Below are 18,465 nucleotides of genomic sequence, written 5' to 3' on the forward strand. Positions count from 1 at the left end.
TGTTTCATCCATAACCTTTTTTCCTATACGTAACTAATAAACCTCAATCCTTTACTTAAAGACGTCGGCACAACAGATGCATGATTCTCCCCTTCAGCTTCATAAAACTTAAATTTAAGTTTATCGTGGTTTACTTGGAGAAGGCGCTCTGATAATTCATTTGCACCTACAACCATATGCTCTCGTTCAAGTGATCCAACTGTAAGGAACACTCCTGTTTCAAACTTAGCATTGTTTAATTCAATTATAAGGTTCTCTTCTTTTTCAAGAACGGATTTATTATTCCACCATATAGATGGACTACTAATAAAATAATTTTGAAAAGCATTCAAGTTTGTAAATAGTATATGCAAAGCGAATAGGCCACCTAAAGAATGCCCAAATAAAGTTTGCTTACCTTTATCAATCTCAAAATTCTTTTCAATTTGTGGTTTCAGTTCTTCTTCAATAAAAGTAAAGAAATTATGTGCTCCTCCTGTTTTAGGCCACGGTTTACCGTCTGGTTTTAAAGGGGCATCTTTTGAAATTACGCTAGGCGTAAAATCATAGCACCTTTCTTCCCCTGAAAATGCGCCTTCAATTGGATAACCCACTCCTACTATAATAGCTGGTGAAACACCGGTTTTTTCCGCTCTTACTGATTGTATTTTAACTGCTTCATGAAATGTTTGAAAAAAGGCATTGCCATCTAATACGTAAATGACAGGATATCCTGAATCCGGTGCTGGTTGCTTCGGCTTTGAAATATGAATTTGATATTCCTTACCTTCTAATTTTGAATACATTTTCCACTGCTCTGTATTAGATGTTATAATCTGCTGTTTTTCAACTGTAGTATTCACCCTATCCCCCCCTTTTTAACTTGTTACATATATTTCGATTTTTTCTTCTTGAGATACAACGCTATCATAACCGAAACAAACAGGAGCCCCGTTATACGGATCAATCATGACACGCGCATCAATATGAAATACTTCTTTTAACACTTCATTTGTAATGATTTCTTCTGGGCTACCAGTTGTAACAATTTCGCCTTCCTTCATTGCAATAATTTCATCTGAAAACCTTGATGCATGGTTAATATCATGTAATACCATAACAACCGTACAATTATGTTCTTTATTTAACTTCTCCACAATTTGTAATACATCTAATTGATGAGACATATCAAGGTATGTAGTTGGCTCATCTAATAGCAACACTTCTGTCTCTTGTGCTAATGCCATCGCTAGCCATACCTTTTGTCTTTGACCACCTGATAAATTTGCAATTTGTCTCGTTCGAAATTCAGAAGTTTTCGTTATATCTAATGCCCAATCAATCATTTCTTTATCTTTTGTCGTTAACTTATTTACGTTATTTCGATGTGGATAGCGTCCATAAGAAATTAATTCTTCCACTTTAAGCTCACCTGGTGCAATTGGAGTTTGCGGGAGTAAAGCTAACTGCTTCGCAATTTCTTTCGTTGGAATTGTATGTAAATCCTGTCCTTGCAAATATACTTTACCGCTTTTTTGTTTTAAAATTCTTCCCATTGTTTTTAACAATGTCGATTTACCGCAACCGTTTGGACCTATAATTGTCGTTACTTTTCCTTCTTGTATTTCCACATTTAAATCGCGAAACACTGTAAGCTTTTCATAACTTGTTTCTAAATTTTTTGCACTTAAAATACTCACTTTTATTCCTCCTCTTACGCTTTCGCCTTATAAAGTAAATATAAGAAATACGGTACACCGACAATAGAAATAACGATTCCCACTGGTAGCTCTACAGGTGTAAAAACTGTTTTCGCAATAAAGTCTGAAGCAATTACAAGAAACATTCCGATTACGCCGCACGTAGGAATTATATACTTATGTTGAATACCGACAAGCCTTTTCGCTATATGCGGTGCCATTAAGCCAATAAAACCGATACTCCCTGAAACAGCAACACATGCGCTCACAAGCCCGATACTACTTAATAGTAAAATCGATTTCTCTCTTTCTACTGAAACACCTAAACTTGTAATACTCGTTTCTTCCAATTGAAATAAATCTAATAAATAAGCTTTCTTTTGTATAAGCGGAATTAAGATAATAAGCCATGGTAACATAGCCACAATATACTTCCAGTTTGCACTATATATGCTTCCAGACACCCACACTGCGGCCATTTCAAAATCAGTTGACTTCATTTTGAGTGATAAGTACATAGAAAAGGCTCCAAATCCTGATCCAATTGCAATCCCTGTTAATAAAAGTCGCTGCGAATCTAATTTACCGTTTTTCCAAGAAAACAGATAAATGATGATAGCTGCACCTAATCCGCCTACTAAACCAAACATTGGCATCATCATAATAGAAACCCAGTCTGTGCTTTTTAATTGCCCTTGAAAGAAAAACATAAAAATGACAATCGCTGTTCCTGCTCCGGCATTTACGCCTAAAATACCTGGGTCCGCCAACCCATTTCTCGTAATCCCTTGAATAACGGCACCCGCAACACCAAGGCCTAATCCTACTAATCCAGCAATTACGATGCGCGGAAGGCGAAACTCAAAAATAACTAAATCATGTTCTGGTACTGGATCAATTCTAAACAGTGTTTTAAATACATCTGTAATCGTAATGTCGAACGTACCATTTGTTAAACTAATATAAATAGCACATAGTATTAAAAATATAATAATCCCCATCGTCATTCCGAAACGTTGACTTGAACTTTTAAGCATGTCTCTCTCCTCCTCTAGTACGGATTAAATAAAGGAAGAAAGGAATTCCAATTAAAGAGGTAACGACTCCAATAGGTGTTTCAAATGGATAGTTTACAAATCTACTCAAAACGTCACATAACGCTAAGAAAACGCCACCAATAACACCTGCACATGGCAAAATCCACTTATAATCTACCCCAATTATAAAGCGCGTAATGTGCGGAATAATTAAACCTACAAAACCAACTTTCCCCACTAAAGCAACTGCTGTTCCTGTTAAGAAAATTACCGATAAAATTGCCATCGCTTTAACTAGTTTTGTACGTTGCCCTAAATTAATAGAAACCTCTTCGCCTAATGAAAGAATGGTAATAGATTTTGATATTAACAATGCTAAAATTATTCCAATTATCCCAAACGGTATCGTGATTTTAATGATATTAGGATCTACTTGATCTAACTTTGCATTAAACCAAAAACTAACATTTTGAGAAATTTGGAAATACGAAGCCATTGCAGCCGATACACTACTTAAAAATGTTCCAATAACTGTTCCTATAATCGCTAACCTAACTGGTGATAAGCCATTTTGAAGGAGCGAACCAAAACCAAACACGATACCGGCTCCTAGTGCAGAACCAATCATTGAACATACAACCATACCAATTGATGACATTCCCGGAAGAAAAATCATGCTAAGTGTAATAACAAAGGCAGCGCCATCCGTCACACCCATAATAGAAGGGGATGCAAGATAGTTTCTTGTCATCCCCTGCATAAGTGCTCCTGATATGGCTAGAAATGCTCCGACTAAAAGAGCTGCAACTACCCTTGGTAAACGTGAAGTAATAATAATATTATGATTTACATCGCTTGAATCAAAATGAAATAATGCGTTCCACACTGTTTCAGCGTCAATACTTTTTGCCCCATACAAAATCGAAAGTATAATTGTAAATAAGATGAGTATGGGTGCTATACATAATATAGTTACTGGTACTGCATTTGTTTTCTGCATATCATTCAACGCACCTTACTTATTGTATTATTTAGATAAATTTTTCACGGCTTCTTTTAAGAATGCTGTTTTACTCCAAGCTGTACCACCTTGTGCCATTGGATCTACAACATTTACAAATACTTTCTTTTCCTTCGCAGCATTCATACTTTGCCAAATTGGATTACTTTCAATTTCTTCTAACACTTTCGGGTTTTTATTTTCACTTGCCTCATATTGTAAGAAAATATAATCTGGGTTAAGTTCAGCAAGTTTTTCAAATGAAATTTTCTCTTGTGCTTTTACAGTTTTCAATTGTTCTGGAGCAGTTAGTCCAAGATCTTTATAAATTACAGGATTGAAGTATACTCCTTCTGGATATAGGAATAATTCGTTTGCTCTTAGTCTTATGACAAGTACTTTTTTATCTTTTAACTTATCTCCTAGTTTTGCTTTTGCTTTTTCAGCGTCCGAATTGTAATCCTTAATAATTTTTTCGGCTTTATCTTTTTTACCAGTTAATTCTCCCATTAACTTTAAGTTATCTTCCCAATTTGTTGAAACGTGTGATACCGGGAATGTAGGAGCTACTTTCGTAAACTTTTCAGCTGTTTCTGCTGGGAATTTCGTACTCGATGTAATAACATCTGGTTTTAATTGTAGTAATGTTTCGAAATTGGGTTGCATTTTCTCACCAACAGATTTAGCACCTTCTAACTCTTTTTCAAGATATTTTGGTAATTTACCACCTACAGTAATGGCACCAACTGGTTTAATTCCAAGTACTGCCGCATCTTCCATTGACTCTAAACTAGCTGTCGCAATTTTATCTACTTTTGCTGGCACTGTATACTCTTTACCTAAATATGTGATTTTTCGTTTTTCATCTTTTTTCGTTTCCGTAGCTTTTGTCTGTTGTTTTTGCTCGCCTGAAGTTTTATCCGCACTATTACATGCCGCTAAACCTACACTTAAAACTGTAACCATCCCTAAAGTAAATAATTTCTTGTTCATCTTTATATGTCTCCTCTCGAATTTTCAAACTATATTCTCAATAAAATTTAACTATATGAACCTTGTCCCATATATATATTTCATTAGATTAATAATTTTATCCAGAACTCATTCCCGTTCACTTCCCCTAGACTATAATTCTTTTACGCCTTCATCACTTGATAATCATTTTCACTGATAATGATTATCGTTACTAAGTATATATTTAATATGAAATTATTTCAAGAATGATTTGAAAAATTTTAACAAACTGAATTAAAAAAAGAAGTATCTCCCTAATATTAGGGAGATACTTCTTTTTTTTTAGAAATTTATATGTAATTCAACTGGACAATGGTCTGACCCCATTACTTCACTATTAATTTTCGCTTCTGTTATTTGGTCTTTCATTCTTTCCGAAACAACAAAATAATCTAAACGCCATCCGATATTTTTCGCTCTCGCGCCCATACGATACGACCACCACGAGTATGCACCTTCTTGATTAGGATAAAGGTAACGATATGTATCAATAAATCCTTCTTCTAAAATACATGAAAATTTCTCTCGTTCCTCATCAGAGAATCCAGGATTTTCACGATTACTTTTCGGATTTTTCAAATCGATTTCTTTATGAGCAACATTTAAGTCTCCACAAAAAATAACTGGTTTCTTCTCATCTAATCGTTTGATATAGGACCTGAAATCATCTTCCCATTTCATTCTGTAATCTAATCGTTCTAATCCACGTTTTGAATTTGGTGTATATAACGTTATCATGTAAAAATCTTCGAATTCTAAAGTAATAAGTCGCCCTTCTTGATCATGCTCTTCAATGCCTAAACCATATGTAACTGAAAGCGGTTCTTTTTTCGAAAAAATAGCAGTTCCTGAATATCCTTTTTTCACAGCATAATTCCAGTATGTATAATATCCCTCTAAATTTAAATCAATTTGCCCTTCTTGTAATTTAATCTCTTGTAGACAAAATATGTCAGCACTTGATTCCTCAAGATATTCCAAAAATCCACCTTTTGCGATAACAGCTCGCAAACCATTTACATTCCATGAAATTAACTTCATTTATAGTCCTCCTCTTGATGTTTATTTCCAAATTTCATGCTATCACAAAATAGAAAACAATCATATTTTCACCTTTGTAATCTTGCTCTTACATTTATGAATACATACATACGCACTTTATTCAGGTTATACTAATTTCAGAGGTGATGTTCTATGCACAATGAAGGAGTTACATTAACAAATGAGTATTGGCAAGCAATTATTCATAATGATTCTTCCTATGATAGCAAATTCTTTTATGCTGTGAAATCAACTGGAATCTTTTGCAGACCATCATGCAAATCAAGAATACCGAATAGAAACAATGTACGAATTTTTCATCATGCAGAGCAAGCATTAAGTGAGAACTTTCGCCCGTGCAAACGTTGTAAGCCAAATGGGATCACTTTACCTAATGAAGAGTGGGTAGAACAAATTAAAGACTATATCGAAAAGCATTATGACGAATCCTTAACTCTCGACATGCTTGCGGAAATGTGTCACGGTAGCCCTTTTCATTTACAACGTACTTTCAAAAGAATAATAGGGTTAACTCCTATAGAATATATACAACAATTCAGGGTTCTTAAAGCAACCGAATACCTTTTACACACAAATCAATCTATTAAAGAAATTAGTACTGCTGTCGGGATAGAAAACCCAGAGTATTTCGCAACTTTATTTAAAAAGAAAACCGGATTTACTCCTACTGAATATCGAAAAAAGAACGAAATGAAAGAGGGATACGATAATGAATTCCTACAAAAATAATTATATATATTGGACGCTACTTACACATAAAAATTGGCGATTTCATATTGCTGCAACTGAAAATGGACTATGTTTCATTGGATCACAAGACGAAAACTTTGAAGAATTAAATATATGGGCTAGAAAAAAACTGCCCCAACATATATTGACCCATAGTCCAGGTTACTTGCAAATATATACGCAAGAAGTTATCGAGTATTTAGAAAACAAGCGAGAAACTTTTACATTTCCTATCGATGCTTATGGAACTAATTTTCAATTATCTGTTTGGAATACGGTACGTGAAATTCCTTATGGAAAGACATATTCTTATACAGAAATTGCTGAAAGAATTCAAAAACCTAAAGCTGTGCGCGCCGTTGCTTCTGCTATTGCTGCTAACCCTCTTCTTATTACCATTCCTTGTCACCGCGTTATTGGGAAGAATGGGAAACTAACCGGATTTAGGGGTGGATTAGAAATGAAGAAAAAATTGCTTACATTAGAAAAGTTGCAGGTGGAATTCATATGACAGCAGAATATAATAGCGCATTATCTATAGCAGTTCCAAAAGAATTTTGTTTCCAAGAAAATTTACGTTATCTATCACGCTCTAACAATGAATGTATGTTCCATATTGAAGATAACAAAATTTATAAAGTTATCCCTGTTCAAGATGTAAATCCTTTAGTTGAAATTAGTGTGAATACAGATGGGAATATTCAAATACGTTGTTTAGAAGAACCATATACATCTGAAAAATCGATACGTGAAGCTGTAGTTAACTATGTAAAAGAATGGTTTGATTTAACTACTGATTTAGCCCCATTTTATACATTAGCTAAACATGATTTACTCCTTCAAGGACCAATTGAACAATATTATGGCCTTCGTACTTTAGGCATTCCAGACTTATTTGAGGCACTTTCCTGGGGAATTATCGGTCAACAAATTAACTTAACATATGCTTATACACTAAAAAGGAGATTAGTTGAGCAATTTGGAAGTTATGTAGAATGGGACGATAGAAAACATTGGATATTCCCATCACCTGAAACAATTGCAAATCTACATGTAGAAAATCTTCAACAATTAAAAATGACGACTAGAAAATGTGAATATTTAATCGGTATTGCGAAGCTTATTACAGAGAGAAAATTATCAAAAGAGGATTTACTGCAAACACAAGATGTAAAGGTTGCTGAGAAACAATTAACTGCTATCCATGGTATAGGACCATGGACTGCCAACTATGTTTTAATGCGTTGTTTAAGATTTCCTTCGGCTTTTCCAATTGATGATGTTGGTCTGCATAATGCAATTAAATTTATAACAGGTTCCGAAAATAAACCGACAAAAAATGAAATAAAAGATTTCGCGGCAAACTGGGCTAATTGGGAGTCTTATGCGACTTTTTATTTGTGGCGAGTACTATATTAAAAGAACCAAGTAGCACATTCGTACTACTTGGTTCTTTTTTAAGCTTGCTCCTCAAAACGTCTTGCAATTTCCACAATAACTTGAACGGCTTTTTCCATAGTATCTACCGAAACATACTCAAATTTACCGTGATAGTTTTCACCACCAGTGAAAATATTCGGCGTCGGTAATCCCATATATGATAATTGTGATCCATCTGTGCCTCCGCGAATCGGATGAATATTTGGTTCAATGTCTAAACTTTTCATTGCTTCATATGCAATATCAACAATTTCTCTTACCGGTTCAATTTTTTCAAGCATGTTATAGTATTGATCATTCATTTCTAAAACGACTGCATCTTCGCCATATTTTTCTTGCATAGTCTTCACAATATTTTTAACGTTATTTTTACGTGCCTCAAAATTTTCACGATCAAAGTCTCGAATAATATAATATGCTTTACTTTGCTCAACATCACCATTTAAAGAAAGTAAATGATAGAATCCTTCATAGCCTTCTGTATATTCTGGCGCATCTTCTACTGGTAAATACCCATTAAACTCCATAGCAAGTTTAGTAGCATTGCGCATTTTATTTTTTGCTGTTCCAGGATGTGTATTCGTTCCGTTAAACGTTAACTTAGCACCTGCAGCATTAAAACTTTCATACTCTAAACCACCTAATGGACCTCCATCCATCGTATAAGCGAATGATGCACCAAACGCTTCTACATCAAAATGCGCTGGCCCACGACCAATTTCTTCATCCGGTGTAAATGCTACTCTTATTTTCCCGTGCTTAATTTGTGGATTATGTATTAAATGGTTCATTGCAACCATAATTTCTGTAAGACCAGCTTTATCATCTGCTCCTAGAAGTGTTGTACCATCAGTTGTAATAATGGTATGTCCTTTATATGATGGTAATTCCGGGAACTGCTCTGGTGTTAACACAACATTTAGCTCTTCATTTAACGTAATTGCATTACCATCAAAATTTTCATGAATTTGTGGTTTGACGTTTTTCCCTGTAAAGTCTGTTGCCGTATCTAAATGGGCTAAAAATCCGATTACAGGAACATCCTTGTCCGTATTAGCTGGAAGTGTTGCCATTACATAGCCATTATCATCCATCGTTACTTCTGTTAAACCAATTTCTTTTAGCTCTTCCACTAATAACTTACCAAACTCAATTTGTCCTGGTGTTGTTGGTACTGTATGACTTTCTTCATTTGATTGCGTATCAATTTTTACATATCTCGTAAATCTTTCAATAAGTTCTTGTTTCAAGTTCATTCACTCCCTTTTATGTTCCTCCCTCCATTATAATCCTTAAAACGAAATATTTTAACTTTTTTGACTGTGAAGATGTATATTTCATTTACATTGTTAACACTTTTACATAACAAAAAGAAAATTAGTGAACATATTTAAAGTACAGCTTAATACAAATAAATTCACCCTATTTACGACTCTCATCGCAAATAGGGTGTTTCTGTTTTTATCTCGCAATTTAAGAATATATACTACTCATTTACAATAAAAGTATATACATCATCATAAATACAGCCATTTACTTTAATCACATACTTCCCAGGTTTATTAAAACTAATTGTGTATTTATTTAACTGAATTGCTTCTTTATCTCCAGAAAGAATATCAATGCTTCTGCCACTTAATACATACAATTCATTTAGATTCATCGTTACATCAATTGTATTGAAATTTTCTACTTTCACTTGCTGTGCTTCCGCAACGCTTACACTTGGTTCTAAAAACAGTAATCCACTTAATCCAATCGTCCCCGCTAAAGCAACTCCCGCAAACTTTTTAATCTGTTTCATTACAATGACCTCCTTATAGATTTTACGTAAAGGCAATGTCCTCCCTTACACCACAAAGCCTATATGTAATGAAATGAAAAGTAAACGGGGACTGTAAGACAAAATTCTACATCTTTTTCTCCTATTGAATATAAATCCAACGTTTGGAATTTTGACACATTTAAAATTGTTTCCCTAAACCAATTTCTCCATAATTTATTCAAAGACTGAATAATTACTTATTTATTTAACATTCTAACAATAGTTGATAAAGATGCTTTCTATTCAAAAAAAGACTTTGCTATAAAAGTAACTTTTACAACAAAATCCATGCAACTAATTTTATTCAGCTTTCCATAATCTCTCTACATTCATTAATTGTTCTTCTTTAAATTCCATCTTATATATATCCGGTTTTGACGTATTCATTAAAAATTCAAAACCATATTGTTTATCAAAATAGTTCATCATTAATGTCATGACAAGCCCATGTGTACCAATTACAATTTTGCATCCTCGAAAATCCATTAAGATTTCTTTTAATACTTTCACTACTCTTCTCTGGCAATCTGCATATGACTCTCCTTGCGTTCGTGCAAAGTCCGGATTAGAGAACATCTTCTGTACAAGTGGATACACCTCTTTGTCTGATATAACCTGCTCCTCACTTGAAAACATACACTCTTTAAGATTTTCATATACTACTATTTCTTTTTCATGGAAATTAGCTGACTCCTCTATCGTTAGCATAGCCCGATTATAAGGACTGGAAATAAAAGTATCAATCCTCTCCGCTTTTAATATGTCAGTTACTCTACGGGCATCCATATGTCCCCTCTCAGTTAATCCACGCATTCTTTCATTTCCTTCTAGTTTTGGTGATTCACCGTGTCTAACCATATAAATATATGTGCTCATAATTTCTCCTTAAAATTTTTTATAAAGTGAAACTTTAATCAGCCCTCACTAATCGGGCTGCCCGGCAAATAGCAAGATAAGTTAATAAATCACGTTCATTTATCCCATTTCAACACTTAGGGGTAATACTAAAATACTTTATAAACTGTGCTGATTTGTTCGTCTAATCCATTCTCCTACTAAACTCTCAAATAATTCAGGCTGCTCAATTTGCAAATTATGCCCTGCCATATCTAACACTGCTAATGTTGCCCTTGGATATTCTTCAATAATTTCTATAATATTTTGATAACCTACTGATATATCTTGTCTTCCAGTCAGTAAAAGAACGGGATTTTCATATTTTTCATGCTGAAAATCCATAGTAAGAGAGTAATTCTTTTGCAACCTTTCAATAAATTCATAATTAGCAACATCTAACCCAGGCTTAATTTCTTCTTTAAATCGCTTATATGTATATTCATTTGCTATTACAGCTAACTCACAAAACTCCTCTCTTTCTGCGGAAGTGAGCGTATTTAAAAATTCCTCATCTTGTACAATTACCTGTTTATCTGGAAGAATCCTTTTTTCTGGCTCCGCTACAACAACAGGACATACTAATAGTAATCCGCTAACTCTCTCAAACATCTTTGCAAGTATACCTTTGGCTAAATAGCCTCCATATGATTCTCCTACCAATAAAAATTTTTCAGTAGAAATGATTTCCTCAATAAATGTGATAAGCACTTCTACTATACGATCTGAACTATTTATCCAATTTGGAGCATTCGATTTTCCCATTCCAGGTAAATCAATATATATTCGCTTATAACCTTCATATTTCTGAAATACTGATTCCATACATTTCATCATTAACCTATGGTCAGGGGCGCAGCCATGTATGATAATGACCGGTTTACCCTCTCCCACAATTTCATAGTATATTTCTGCATCTTTAATTCGATATATCATAAAAAAGCCTCCCTATTTAGTGGCAATACTATTCCACTCTGTAAGAATACACGTTCTTATTTTATATCTTTTCTCAACATTTTCACAAATATTAATCTTCAGATTAAAAATAAAAAGCTCACCAAAAAAAGATACTCATCATTTTATATGCAATTTTGCATCTCCACTTACAAATCACTAAAAAAACTTTACAATTCAAAGGATGACTAAATATACAATTTCTATTTAAAGTCTTGATACAGTCTATACTATCAACCGTAATATTTTTTCAACCTTAAGAATACTTACACTCTTTAACACTTTCCTTATAAACATGATTTTTATAAGGAAATCTGATACAATTCTTAAATAATATTATTATGTATAGATATAACGAACATAGTGCATAATTAAAGAAGGTGATTTCATTGAAATTAAATAAAAATTTACAATTATGTATATTAATCGGAACATTAATATGCTATTCAATCTATTTTATGTTTTTCTATCTGTTCCCTACTCATTTTTCAAATTCAGATGTACGCTTCGCTTCACTTGTCGTTGAAGCCATTACATTTGTATCACTGATTTACTCTATATATTCTAAAAAAGTCAGTTCAAATCCGTTTTGGATATGTATTACAATAGCAATTGGTAGTTTTTTATTAGGGAAAATAGTATATACATATCAAGATAGCTTCTTCGAAATTCCAATACATCGTTTTACGGTTTCTGATGTATTTTACATGTTTTTTCTATTTTTCTGTCTTATCGCTTTCTGCTATAAAATCTTAAAGGAATGCAATAAATGGGAAAAAGCGTTCTTTATTTGTGATATATGCATAGTGCTTACTTCCATATTTACATTAGAATGGTATTTATTTAATCAACCAAATTTAAATATATTCGCTCTTTCACTAGGAGATGTTTTCCTTTCATTTTTATACCCAATTGCAGATTTATTATTTCTACTGCTAGGTGTTAGTCTCTTTTTCCGTCCAACAATTTTTAATTCCAAACGGAAAATTTATATCTTTATTTTTGTATTAATAAGTTCTGCAACTTTTAACTATATTTATTTTTACTTAAATAACCACTTATCAACTGAAACGATAATATTATTACGTCTTTTATATAGAATACCTATATTACTTATTGCAATAGCTGGCTCTATTTCAGAAGATCATAATAGCCATAAAAATTATTTCCTTGTAAACCCTATAATAGGAAAAAAAGCTTTAGTTGTATTTCCCTATCTTGCTGTTGCAATACTAATCGGGTTTACATTAAAAGAACAAACATCATCTTCAACTCTCATTACAGGAAATTGTATTACTTTTATTTTCGTACTCATTCGTCATTCTATCGTACGTATGCAAAACAATTCCTTAACACAACGTTTGCAGGCATTTAATGCCCAACTAGAAGAAAAAGTTACTTTACGGACTTCTGATTTAGTTCATAAATCAGAGGCTCTTTCTCAAAAACAACAAAAGTTTAAATCATTATATGAATATCATCCTGACCCTATCTTCACCATTGATTTAAATGGAATATTCTTAAATGTAAATAAGGCTGGGAGTGTACTACTTGGGGCACCAACGGATGAGTTACTAGGTGAAACTTGTTTTTCGATCATTTTAGATGAAGATAAGCATAAGCTAGCATTAGCATTAGAAAAAGTGAAACAACAAGAATCGGCATTCTTACAACTTAGTTCTCAATATAAAGATGGCTTTACTTATTTTTTATACGTTACAATCATTCCTATTATAATAGACGGACAAATTTCAGGAAGCTATATTATGGTGAAAGATATTACTGCACTAAAAAAACAGCAAGAAGAAATAAAATATTTAGCATTCCATGACACTGTAACGAAAATTGGTAACCGTGCCTTTTTCCATAAGAAATTAAAGAGAGTTATAAAAAATGCTAAAATAACAGAAAGCGAGTTTGCATTATTATATTTAGATTTAGATCGCTTTAAAGCAATTAACGATACACTTGGACATTCATCAGGAGATTACATATTAGAAGAAGTAGCAAAGCGCTTCCAATCATGTCTTCCATTACATACTCATCTTTCAAGAATCGGTGGCGATGAATTTACAATCATAATTGAAAACTATACTGACGAAGATTACTTATTCCAATTATGTAACCAATTATTTAAATGCATGAAAAAGTCATTTATCATACATGAGCATAAATTAACTTTATCACTGAGTATCGGCATCGCTATTTATCCACATTCCGGAATCGATACCGCTACACTTCTGAAAAACGCTAATGTTGCAATGTATGATGCAAAAGCAAAAGAGCTTAATTCTGTCTCTATTTATGACGATGTAATCGCTAAAAAAATTGAAAGACGATTACGATTAGAAAAAGATTTACCAAACGCACTACAAAATGAAGAATTGTTCCTTTTGTATCAACCTCAAGTTGATAGTGAATCTAATAAAATTATCGGTGCAGAAGCTTTAATTAGGTGGAATCATCCTGAATTAGGTATTATTTCTCCATACGAGTTTATTCCGATTGCAGAAGAAACACTACAAATCATTTCAATAGGTAAATGGACATTAGAGCAGGCTTGTAAACAAATGAAACGTTGGCACGCACTCGGATATTCACATTTAAAAATAGGTGTAAATTTATCTGCTAAGGAATTTGAACAAGAGGATTTTGTAAAATCTATTTCTTCTACTCTAACAAATACAGGTTTACCAGCAAGCTCTCTTGATCTTGAATTAACAGAGCGAATTGCAATGATGGATGAGCGAGAAACATTGATAAAACTGCGTACACTAAAAAGTTTAGGGATTCACATTTCTATCGACGATTTTGGTACAGGTTATTCTTCGCTAGCCTACTTACCTTTGTATCCAATTGATACGTTAAAAATCCCGAGAGAATTTATTACAATGTCTGAAACATGTGATGATGGAATGGAAATTATTAAAACGATCATCACATTAGCAAATACATTAGGAATGTCTGTCATTGCTGAAGGTGTAGAAACGAAAGAGCACGTAAATTTCCTTCAAAAAAATAAATGTCAGTTTATTCAAGGTTATTATTACAGTAAACCTATTCATATTCATGCATTTACTGAGCTATTAGAAAACGGCATTCACCCATAGTACATAACTAATCAGAACAAATATAGCAAAAAGGAAAGAAGATACCTTCTTTCCTTTTGTTTTTCTATTTACATTTCTATTAATTCACCACTTCATTTATTATATCTATTATTTGATGAATTCCCTCATCATTTGTTTTCTTATATCCATTCATGTTTTGAATATATTTCTCCTTATTTGTATACAACTTATTTACTGCATGTATAAATGTATTCGTACTTACTCTGTCTTGGAGTATAACTTCCGCATATCCTTGCCGTGAAAAATATTCAGCATTTAAAACTTGATCTCCCCTACTGGAAATGTTAGTTAACGGGATAAGCAACATCGGTTTCTTCAAAAATAACAATTCAGAAATAGCAGTAGAACCCGCTCTAGAAACTACAACACTTGCCATATTTAGTATATGCGGCAACTCGTCGCCTATATATTCAAATTGCATATATCCCTCCATGCCAATAGATGGGTCTACCTTCCCTTTACCACATATATGAATAATATTAAAGTTTAATAGTATTGTATCTAAACATTCCCTTACCATATCATTTATCCACTTAGCACCTTGACTCCCACCCATAATTAATAATACTGGTTTATCTTGCTGAAATTCACAATATCTTCTTCCTCGTAATACGTTACCCTTCTCAATTTCTTCCCTTACAATTGGTCCTACATAAACCTTCTTCTCATTACTTACATTTTCTCCTGTCTGAGGAAATGTTGTGCATAGCTTTGTAGCAAAAGGTAATGCTATTTTATTGGCAAGCCCTAATGTGCTATCTGGTTCACGTATAATTATAGGCACACGATTTAACCATGCTCCTATAGCTACAGGAACTGAAACAAATCCTCCTGCTGAAAAGATAACGTCAGGCTTTGTTTTCTTAATTAAATTATAACTTTGTAAACAACCGCGTATAATTTTAAAAGGATCTTTAAAATTCTCCCAATCCCAATATCTCCTAAGCTTTCCCGTTGAAACACTATTGTATTTAACATTTTGCACTAATGATTTTTCAATTCCATTTTTGGATCCAATATACTCGACTCTCCAGCCTTTCTCTATAAATTTAGGAATTAATACAATATTAATCATAACGTGTCCGGCTGTACCGCCCCCAGTAAAAAGAATCGTTTTGCTCATAACTTATACCCACCTTTATTATTAAAAATCTAGCTTTCTCTTTACCTTTTAAATGTAAATAAACTTATTATTTTTTATATAAATCTTTAACTCCACCTCTATATCTTGTAAAAGATCGTTAATGAGTTCATAAAAATCATTTCCATACTCACTACACTCGTATTGAGCAAAGATTTGAATCACATATCTAGTTTCCGTCTCTAATGCTGACTTTATTCGATTAACCCTTTTTTCTTCTACATACGCTTGATATTTATGTATTGCCTCATAAATAAGCAATACATGCGCTTCTTCATCTCTCCAGTCCAGCGTATCAACAATTGAAAGAAATAGCGTATTTTGATTATCTATTACTTCATAACCATTCATATATTTCTTACACCCTTTTTTGTTTTTCATTGCATGCAGATGTCACTACACTTCGCATACTCAAGTACATCTTTTAATGATTGATGAAATTCAATTTCTGGGATCCAACCTAAATTTTTTATTTCCTCTGTTGCTAAACTCTCATTTGAGTCGCTCCCACTTTTCTCTGTTTCCTCTATAAAAAAATTTAGCTGTGTTAATTCTTTATATTGTTCTAGTACATCTAATAAAGATCGTTTTACTCCTGATCCGATATTATATTGTTTTCCATTTATTCCATCTCGTAATAACACATGATACGCTTTGACCGCATCACGTACATCTAGAAAATCTCTACTATCTTTCAAACTGTTTACTTCGATAATAGCCTTACTTCTACCTGATTCTATATCTATTATTTTCTTTGCGAGAATCGAACAAATACCATTCGATACCCCTGGACCAATTAAGTTTGAGGGCTTTGCAATGATAATATTTGAATCCATTAATCCTCCCCAAGCCTCTGCAATAATGACTTGCATCGTTTTACTTAAACTATATGGATTTGAAATTTTCATTTCGTTCATACTATCTGCTTGCAAAGCAGATCCTATAACTAATGTTCTACAATGCGAGGCTTCTTGCTTAATTGCTTCTAATAAATATAACGTTCCTATTACATTAATCTCTATATACTCAAGAGCAGCTGTCCAAGATTCTATAACCGAATTCCTTCCCGCTAAATGCAATACGTAGTCTGGCTTTATTTGTTTCATTACCTCCATTACTTCGCTCTTATTAGTTAAATTACACGTAATACCATTTCTAATTTTTTCTCTATGTGCACGATTTTGAAACATAGGAATTACATGAAAGCCCTGCTCTAAAAAATAGTGGCAAGCATGGCGGCCTGTGAAACCATTTGCACCAGTTATTAAAAGGCTCGCATTTTTTTTCATCGCAAAAACCCTCCTTTTAATAACATTTGTTTCACCTCATGTTTTGCAAGTAAATCTTGTTGAGAACTAAAACTCTTCACATCCACTAGCGGATAGGTAGAATAATATTCTTGAAGTCCTTCGATAGGAATCGTCGGTAGTACCACAAAATAATTTTGATCAAAACTTATACTTGTTTTACTCTCTACCTCAGATAGAAGCATTTCACTTAATTTTTCACCCGGTCTTATCCCTACCTCTTTCACCTTAATATTTTCTTTTTTTGAATCTTCAATTAATATTTCCGCTAAATCTGTTATTTTACATGCCGGCATTTTCATAACAAAGATTTCCCCGCCTCTACCTTGAAATACGGCTTTAAATAACAATCCAACAGCATCTTCAACTGTTAAGAAAAATCTAGTCATATTCGCATCGGTAATCCCTACTTCTGAAGATCTTTTAATTTGTTGTTTAAAAAGCGGTACTACACTTCCACTCGTTCCTAAAACATTTCCACCACGAACACAAATGAATTTTGTTTTCTTCGTTTGTATATTCGCATGAACCATTAATTTTTCACCAATTGCTTTTGTCATCCCATACGTATTTGATGGATCAGCTGCTTTATCCGTTGAAACATATATAACTTTTTCAACTTGCATCTGTGTAGAGGCTTCAATTACATTTTGCGTACCATGTATGTTAGTTTTTATAGCTTCATAAGGATAATACTCACATACTGGAACGTGTTTTAAAGCTGCAAGATGGAATACATAATGTACACCTTGGCATGCATAGACTAGTTGATCTTTATCACGAATATCTCCAATAATAAATTTTAGCCTATCATCATTTATAAACTGTTGCTGCATTTCAAACTGAACCGTTTCATTTCTTGAAAAAACTCTAATTTCTTTCGGTGATTTTTCTAATAGTTGTTTTATAAGTTCATGCCCCCACGAACCTGTACCACCAGTAATTAAAATTATTTTATTTAACATTCCTTTTCCTCCTACGAAACATCTCAATTTAAATAATATTTATTGAATTATTTTCAATTGATTCAAATCATAATCGTCGTTTGTTACATTTAATTGACAAAATAAAAAAACAGAAACTATTAAACTTAGTTTCTGTTTTTCATTTCACCTCACAACAGTAAGATTTTCCATACTGTTTGCATGATAAATAAATTCCTTGTAAAAAAACACCGCTCATTTATTTCTTATACTCGTAATAAAATAAATAGAATGATTCATAGCCAATAATCATGTTTAAATTTATGAAA

At 33.0% G+C, this 18,465-nt stretch carries 18 protein-coding genes; 4 read left to right on the forward strand and 14 right to left on the reverse strand.

What is annotated here, in order from left to right; translation table 11 throughout:
• Positions 1-23: 23 nt before the first annotated feature.
• From C3Y97_RS18870 to C3Y97_RS18895, 6 genes are all read right to left on the reverse strand, one after another.
• Complete coding sequence (locus C3Y97_RS18870) at positions 24-842, reverse strand: alpha/beta hydrolase (RefSeq protein ID WP_001098699.1); 819 nt, start codon at positions 840-842, stop codon at positions 24-26.
• 15 nt (positions 843-857) lie between these two features.
• Positions 858-1,679, reverse strand: coding sequence for an ABC transporter ATP-binding protein (locus C3Y97_RS18875; RefSeq protein ID WP_000025766.1), 822 nt, complete (start codon positions 1,677-1,679; stop codon positions 858-860).
• A gap of 14 nt (positions 1,680-1,693) precedes the next feature.
• Positions 1,694-2,716 (reverse strand): FecCD family ABC transporter permease, encoded by a 1,023-nt coding sequence (locus C3Y97_RS18880; protein WP_000920450.1) that lies wholly within the window; start codon positions 2,714-2,716, stop codon positions 1,694-1,696.
• Positions 2,709-3,716, reverse strand: coding sequence for a FecCD family ABC transporter permease (locus C3Y97_RS18885; RefSeq protein WP_001173042.1), 1,008 nt, complete (start codon positions 3,714-3,716; stop codon positions 2,709-2,711). The genes C3Y97_RS18880 and C3Y97_RS18885 overlap by 8 nt, the downstream gene beginning before the upstream one ends.
• Before the next feature lie 27 nt (positions 3,717-3,743).
• Positions 3,744-4,709, reverse strand: coding sequence for an iron-hydroxamate ABC transporter substrate-binding protein (locus C3Y97_RS18890; RefSeq protein WP_001035506.1), 966 nt, complete (start codon positions 4,707-4,709; stop codon positions 3,744-3,746).
• Between the two features lie 303 nt (positions 4,710-5,012).
• Positions 5,013-5,771: an exodeoxyribonuclease III gene (locus C3Y97_RS18895; protein WP_000767620.1), complete on the reverse strand. Its 759-nt coding sequence runs from the start codon at positions 5,769-5,771 to the stop codon at positions 5,013-5,015.
• Between the two features lie 153 nt (positions 5,772-5,924).
• Between C3Y97_RS18895 and C3Y97_RS18900 the strand changes: the two genes are divergently transcribed.
• Genes C3Y97_RS18900 through C3Y97_RS18910 form a run of 3 tightly spaced genes read left to right on the forward strand, consistent with a single transcriptional unit; the run spans position 5,925 to position 7,940 of the window.
• The gene (locus C3Y97_RS18900) at positions 5,925-6,521 is read left to right on the forward strand and encodes a bifunctional transcriptional activator/DNA repair enzyme AdaA (protein WP_000551322.1); all 597 of its coding nucleotides are present in this window, start codon (positions 5,925-5,927) and stop codon (positions 6,519-6,521) included.
• Positions 6,502-7,032 (forward strand): methylated-DNA--[protein]-cysteine S-methyltransferase, encoded by a 531-nt coding sequence (locus C3Y97_RS18905; protein ID WP_001089842.1) that lies wholly within the window; start codon positions 6,502-6,504, stop codon positions 7,030-7,032. Before C3Y97_RS18900 ends, C3Y97_RS18905 begins: the two co-directional genes overlap by 20 nt.
• Positions 7,029-7,940, forward strand: coding sequence for a DNA glycosylase (locus C3Y97_RS18910; RefSeq protein WP_000123503.1), 912 nt, complete (start codon positions 7,029-7,031; stop codon positions 7,938-7,940). Before C3Y97_RS18905 ends, C3Y97_RS18910 begins: the two co-directional genes overlap by 4 nt.
• 38 nt (positions 7,941-7,978) lie before the next feature.
• On the opposite strand, the gene pepT is transcribed toward C3Y97_RS18910, so the two are convergent.
• From pepT to C3Y97_RS18930, 4 genes are all read right to left on the reverse strand, one after another.
• The gene (pepT, locus tag C3Y97_RS18915; protein WP_002164459.1) at positions 7,979-9,211 is read right to left on the reverse strand and encodes a peptidase T; all 1,233 of its coding nucleotides are present in this window, start codon (positions 9,209-9,211) and stop codon (positions 7,979-7,981) included.
• 236 nt (positions 9,212-9,447) lie between these two features.
• Positions 9,448-9,765, reverse strand: a complete 318-nt coding sequence (locus tag C3Y97_RS18920) for a hypothetical protein (RefSeq protein WP_000809495.1) — start codon at positions 9,763-9,765, stop codon at positions 9,448-9,450.
• A 321-nt stretch (positions 9,766-10,086) separates the two neighbouring features.
• On the reverse strand, positions 10,087-10,662 hold the full coding sequence (locus tag C3Y97_RS18925; protein WP_000109182.1) for a histidine phosphatase family protein: 576 nt from the start codon (positions 10,660-10,662) through the stop codon (positions 10,087-10,089).
• A 138-nt stretch (positions 10,663-10,800) separates the two neighbouring features.
• Positions 10,801-11,616: an alpha/beta fold hydrolase gene (locus C3Y97_RS18930; RefSeq protein ID WP_000640329.1), complete on the reverse strand. Its 816-nt coding sequence runs from the start codon at positions 11,614-11,616 to the stop codon at positions 10,801-10,803.
• A gap of 407 nt (positions 11,617-12,023) precedes the next feature.
• Here C3Y97_RS18930 and C3Y97_RS18935 point away from each other — a divergent pair, with 407 nt between their 5' ends.
• Positions 12,024-14,744, forward strand: a complete 2,721-nt coding sequence (locus tag C3Y97_RS18935; RefSeq protein WP_136363608.1) for a putative bifunctional diguanylate cyclase/phosphodiesterase — start codon at positions 12,024-12,026, stop codon at positions 14,742-14,744.
• Positions 14,745-14,823: 79 nt separating this feature from the next.
• Here the strand turns inward: C3Y97_RS18935 and C3Y97_RS18940 are convergent, their stop codons facing one another.
• The 4 genes from C3Y97_RS18940 to C3Y97_RS18955 are packed head-to-tail and all read right to left on the reverse strand — an operon-like array spanning position 14,824 to position 18,178.
• Positions 14,824-15,888 carry an undecaprenyldiphospho-muramoylpentapeptide beta-N-acetylglucosaminyltransferase gene (locus tag C3Y97_RS18940; RefSeq protein WP_136363609.1) on the reverse strand — a complete coding sequence of 355 codons (1,065 nt, stop codon included), beginning with the start codon at positions 15,886-15,888 and terminating at the stop codon, positions 14,824-14,826.
• 48 nt (positions 15,889-15,936) lie between these two features.
• Positions 15,937-16,287 carry a DUF6572 domain-containing protein gene (locus C3Y97_RS18945; protein ID WP_002164458.1) on the reverse strand — a complete coding sequence of 117 codons (351 nt, stop codon included), beginning with the start codon at positions 16,285-16,287 and terminating at the stop codon, positions 15,937-15,939.
• On the reverse strand, positions 16,284-17,195 hold the full coding sequence (locus C3Y97_RS18950; RefSeq protein WP_136363610.1) for an SDR family oxidoreductase: 912 nt from the start codon (positions 17,193-17,195) through the stop codon (positions 16,284-16,286). The genes C3Y97_RS18945 and C3Y97_RS18950 overlap by 4 nt, the downstream gene beginning before the upstream one ends.
• Positions 17,192-18,178 carry a UDP-N-acetylglucosamine 4,6-dehydratase family protein gene (locus C3Y97_RS18955; protein WP_136363611.1) on the reverse strand — a complete coding sequence of 329 codons (987 nt, stop codon included), beginning with the start codon at positions 18,176-18,178 and terminating at the stop codon, positions 17,192-17,194. The genes C3Y97_RS18950 and C3Y97_RS18955 overlap by 4 nt, the downstream gene beginning before the upstream one ends.
• Between the last annotated feature and the right edge of the window lie 287 nt (positions 18,179-18,465).

The organism is Bacillus sp. DU-106, from assembly GCF_004799705.1.
GTDB lineage: Bacteria > Bacillota > Bacilli > Bacillales > Bacillaceae_G > Bacillus_A > Bacillus_A cereus.

Excerpts from the sequence above, each read along its gene's own strand:
- C3Y97_RS18920 (WP_000809495.1), bottom strand. The coding sequence starts at position 9,765 with ATGAAACAGATTAAAAAGTTTGCGGGAGTTGCTTTAGCGGGGACGATT.
- C3Y97_RS18930 (WP_000640329.1), bottom strand. The coding sequence starts at position 11,616 with ATGATATATCGAATTAAAGATGCAGAAATATACTATGAAATTGTGGGA.
- C3Y97_RS18900 (WP_000551322.1), top strand. The coding sequence starts at position 5,925 with ATGCACAATGAAGGAGTTACATTAACAAATGAGTATTGGCAAGCAATT.
- C3Y97_RS18880 (WP_000920450.1), bottom strand. The coding sequence starts at position 2,716 with ATGCTTAAAAGTTCAAGTCAACGTTTCGGAATGACGATGGGGATTATT.
- C3Y97_RS18895 (WP_000767620.1), bottom strand. The coding sequence starts at position 5,771 with ATGAAGTTAATTTCATGGAATGTAAATGGTTTGCGAGCTGTTATCGCA.
- C3Y97_RS18910 (WP_000123503.1), top strand. The coding sequence starts at position 7,029 with ATGACAGCAGAATATAATAGCGCATTATCTATAGCAGTTCCAAAAGAA.
- C3Y97_RS18925 (WP_000109182.1), bottom strand. The coding sequence starts at position 10,662 with ATGAGCACATATATTTATATGGTTAGACACGGTGAATCACCAAAACTA.
- C3Y97_RS18885 (WP_001173042.1), bottom strand. The coding sequence starts at position 3,716 with ATGCAGAAAACAAATGCAGTACCAGTAACTATATTATGTATAGCACCC.
- C3Y97_RS18940 (WP_136363609.1), bottom strand. The coding sequence starts at position 15,888 with ATGAGCAAAACGATTCTTTTTACTGGGGGCGGTACAGCCGGACACGTT.
- C3Y97_RS18955 (WP_136363611.1), bottom strand. The coding sequence starts at position 18,178 with ATGTTAAATAAAATAATTTTAATTACTGGTGGTACAGGTTCGTGGGGG.
- C3Y97_RS18950 (WP_136363610.1), bottom strand. The coding sequence starts at position 17,195 with ATGAAAAAAAATGCGAGCCTTTTAATAACTGGTGCAAATGGTTTCACA.
- C3Y97_RS18905 (WP_001089842.1), top strand. The coding sequence starts at position 6,502 with ATGAATTCCTACAAAAATAATTATATATATTGGACGCTACTTACACAT.
- C3Y97_RS18945 (WP_002164458.1), bottom strand. The coding sequence starts at position 16,287 with ATGAAAAACAAAAAAGGGTGTAAGAAATATATGAATGGTTATGAAGTA.
- C3Y97_RS18890 (WP_001035506.1), bottom strand. The coding sequence starts at position 4,709 with ATGAACAAGAAATTATTTACTTTAGGGATGGTTACAGTTTTAAGTGTA.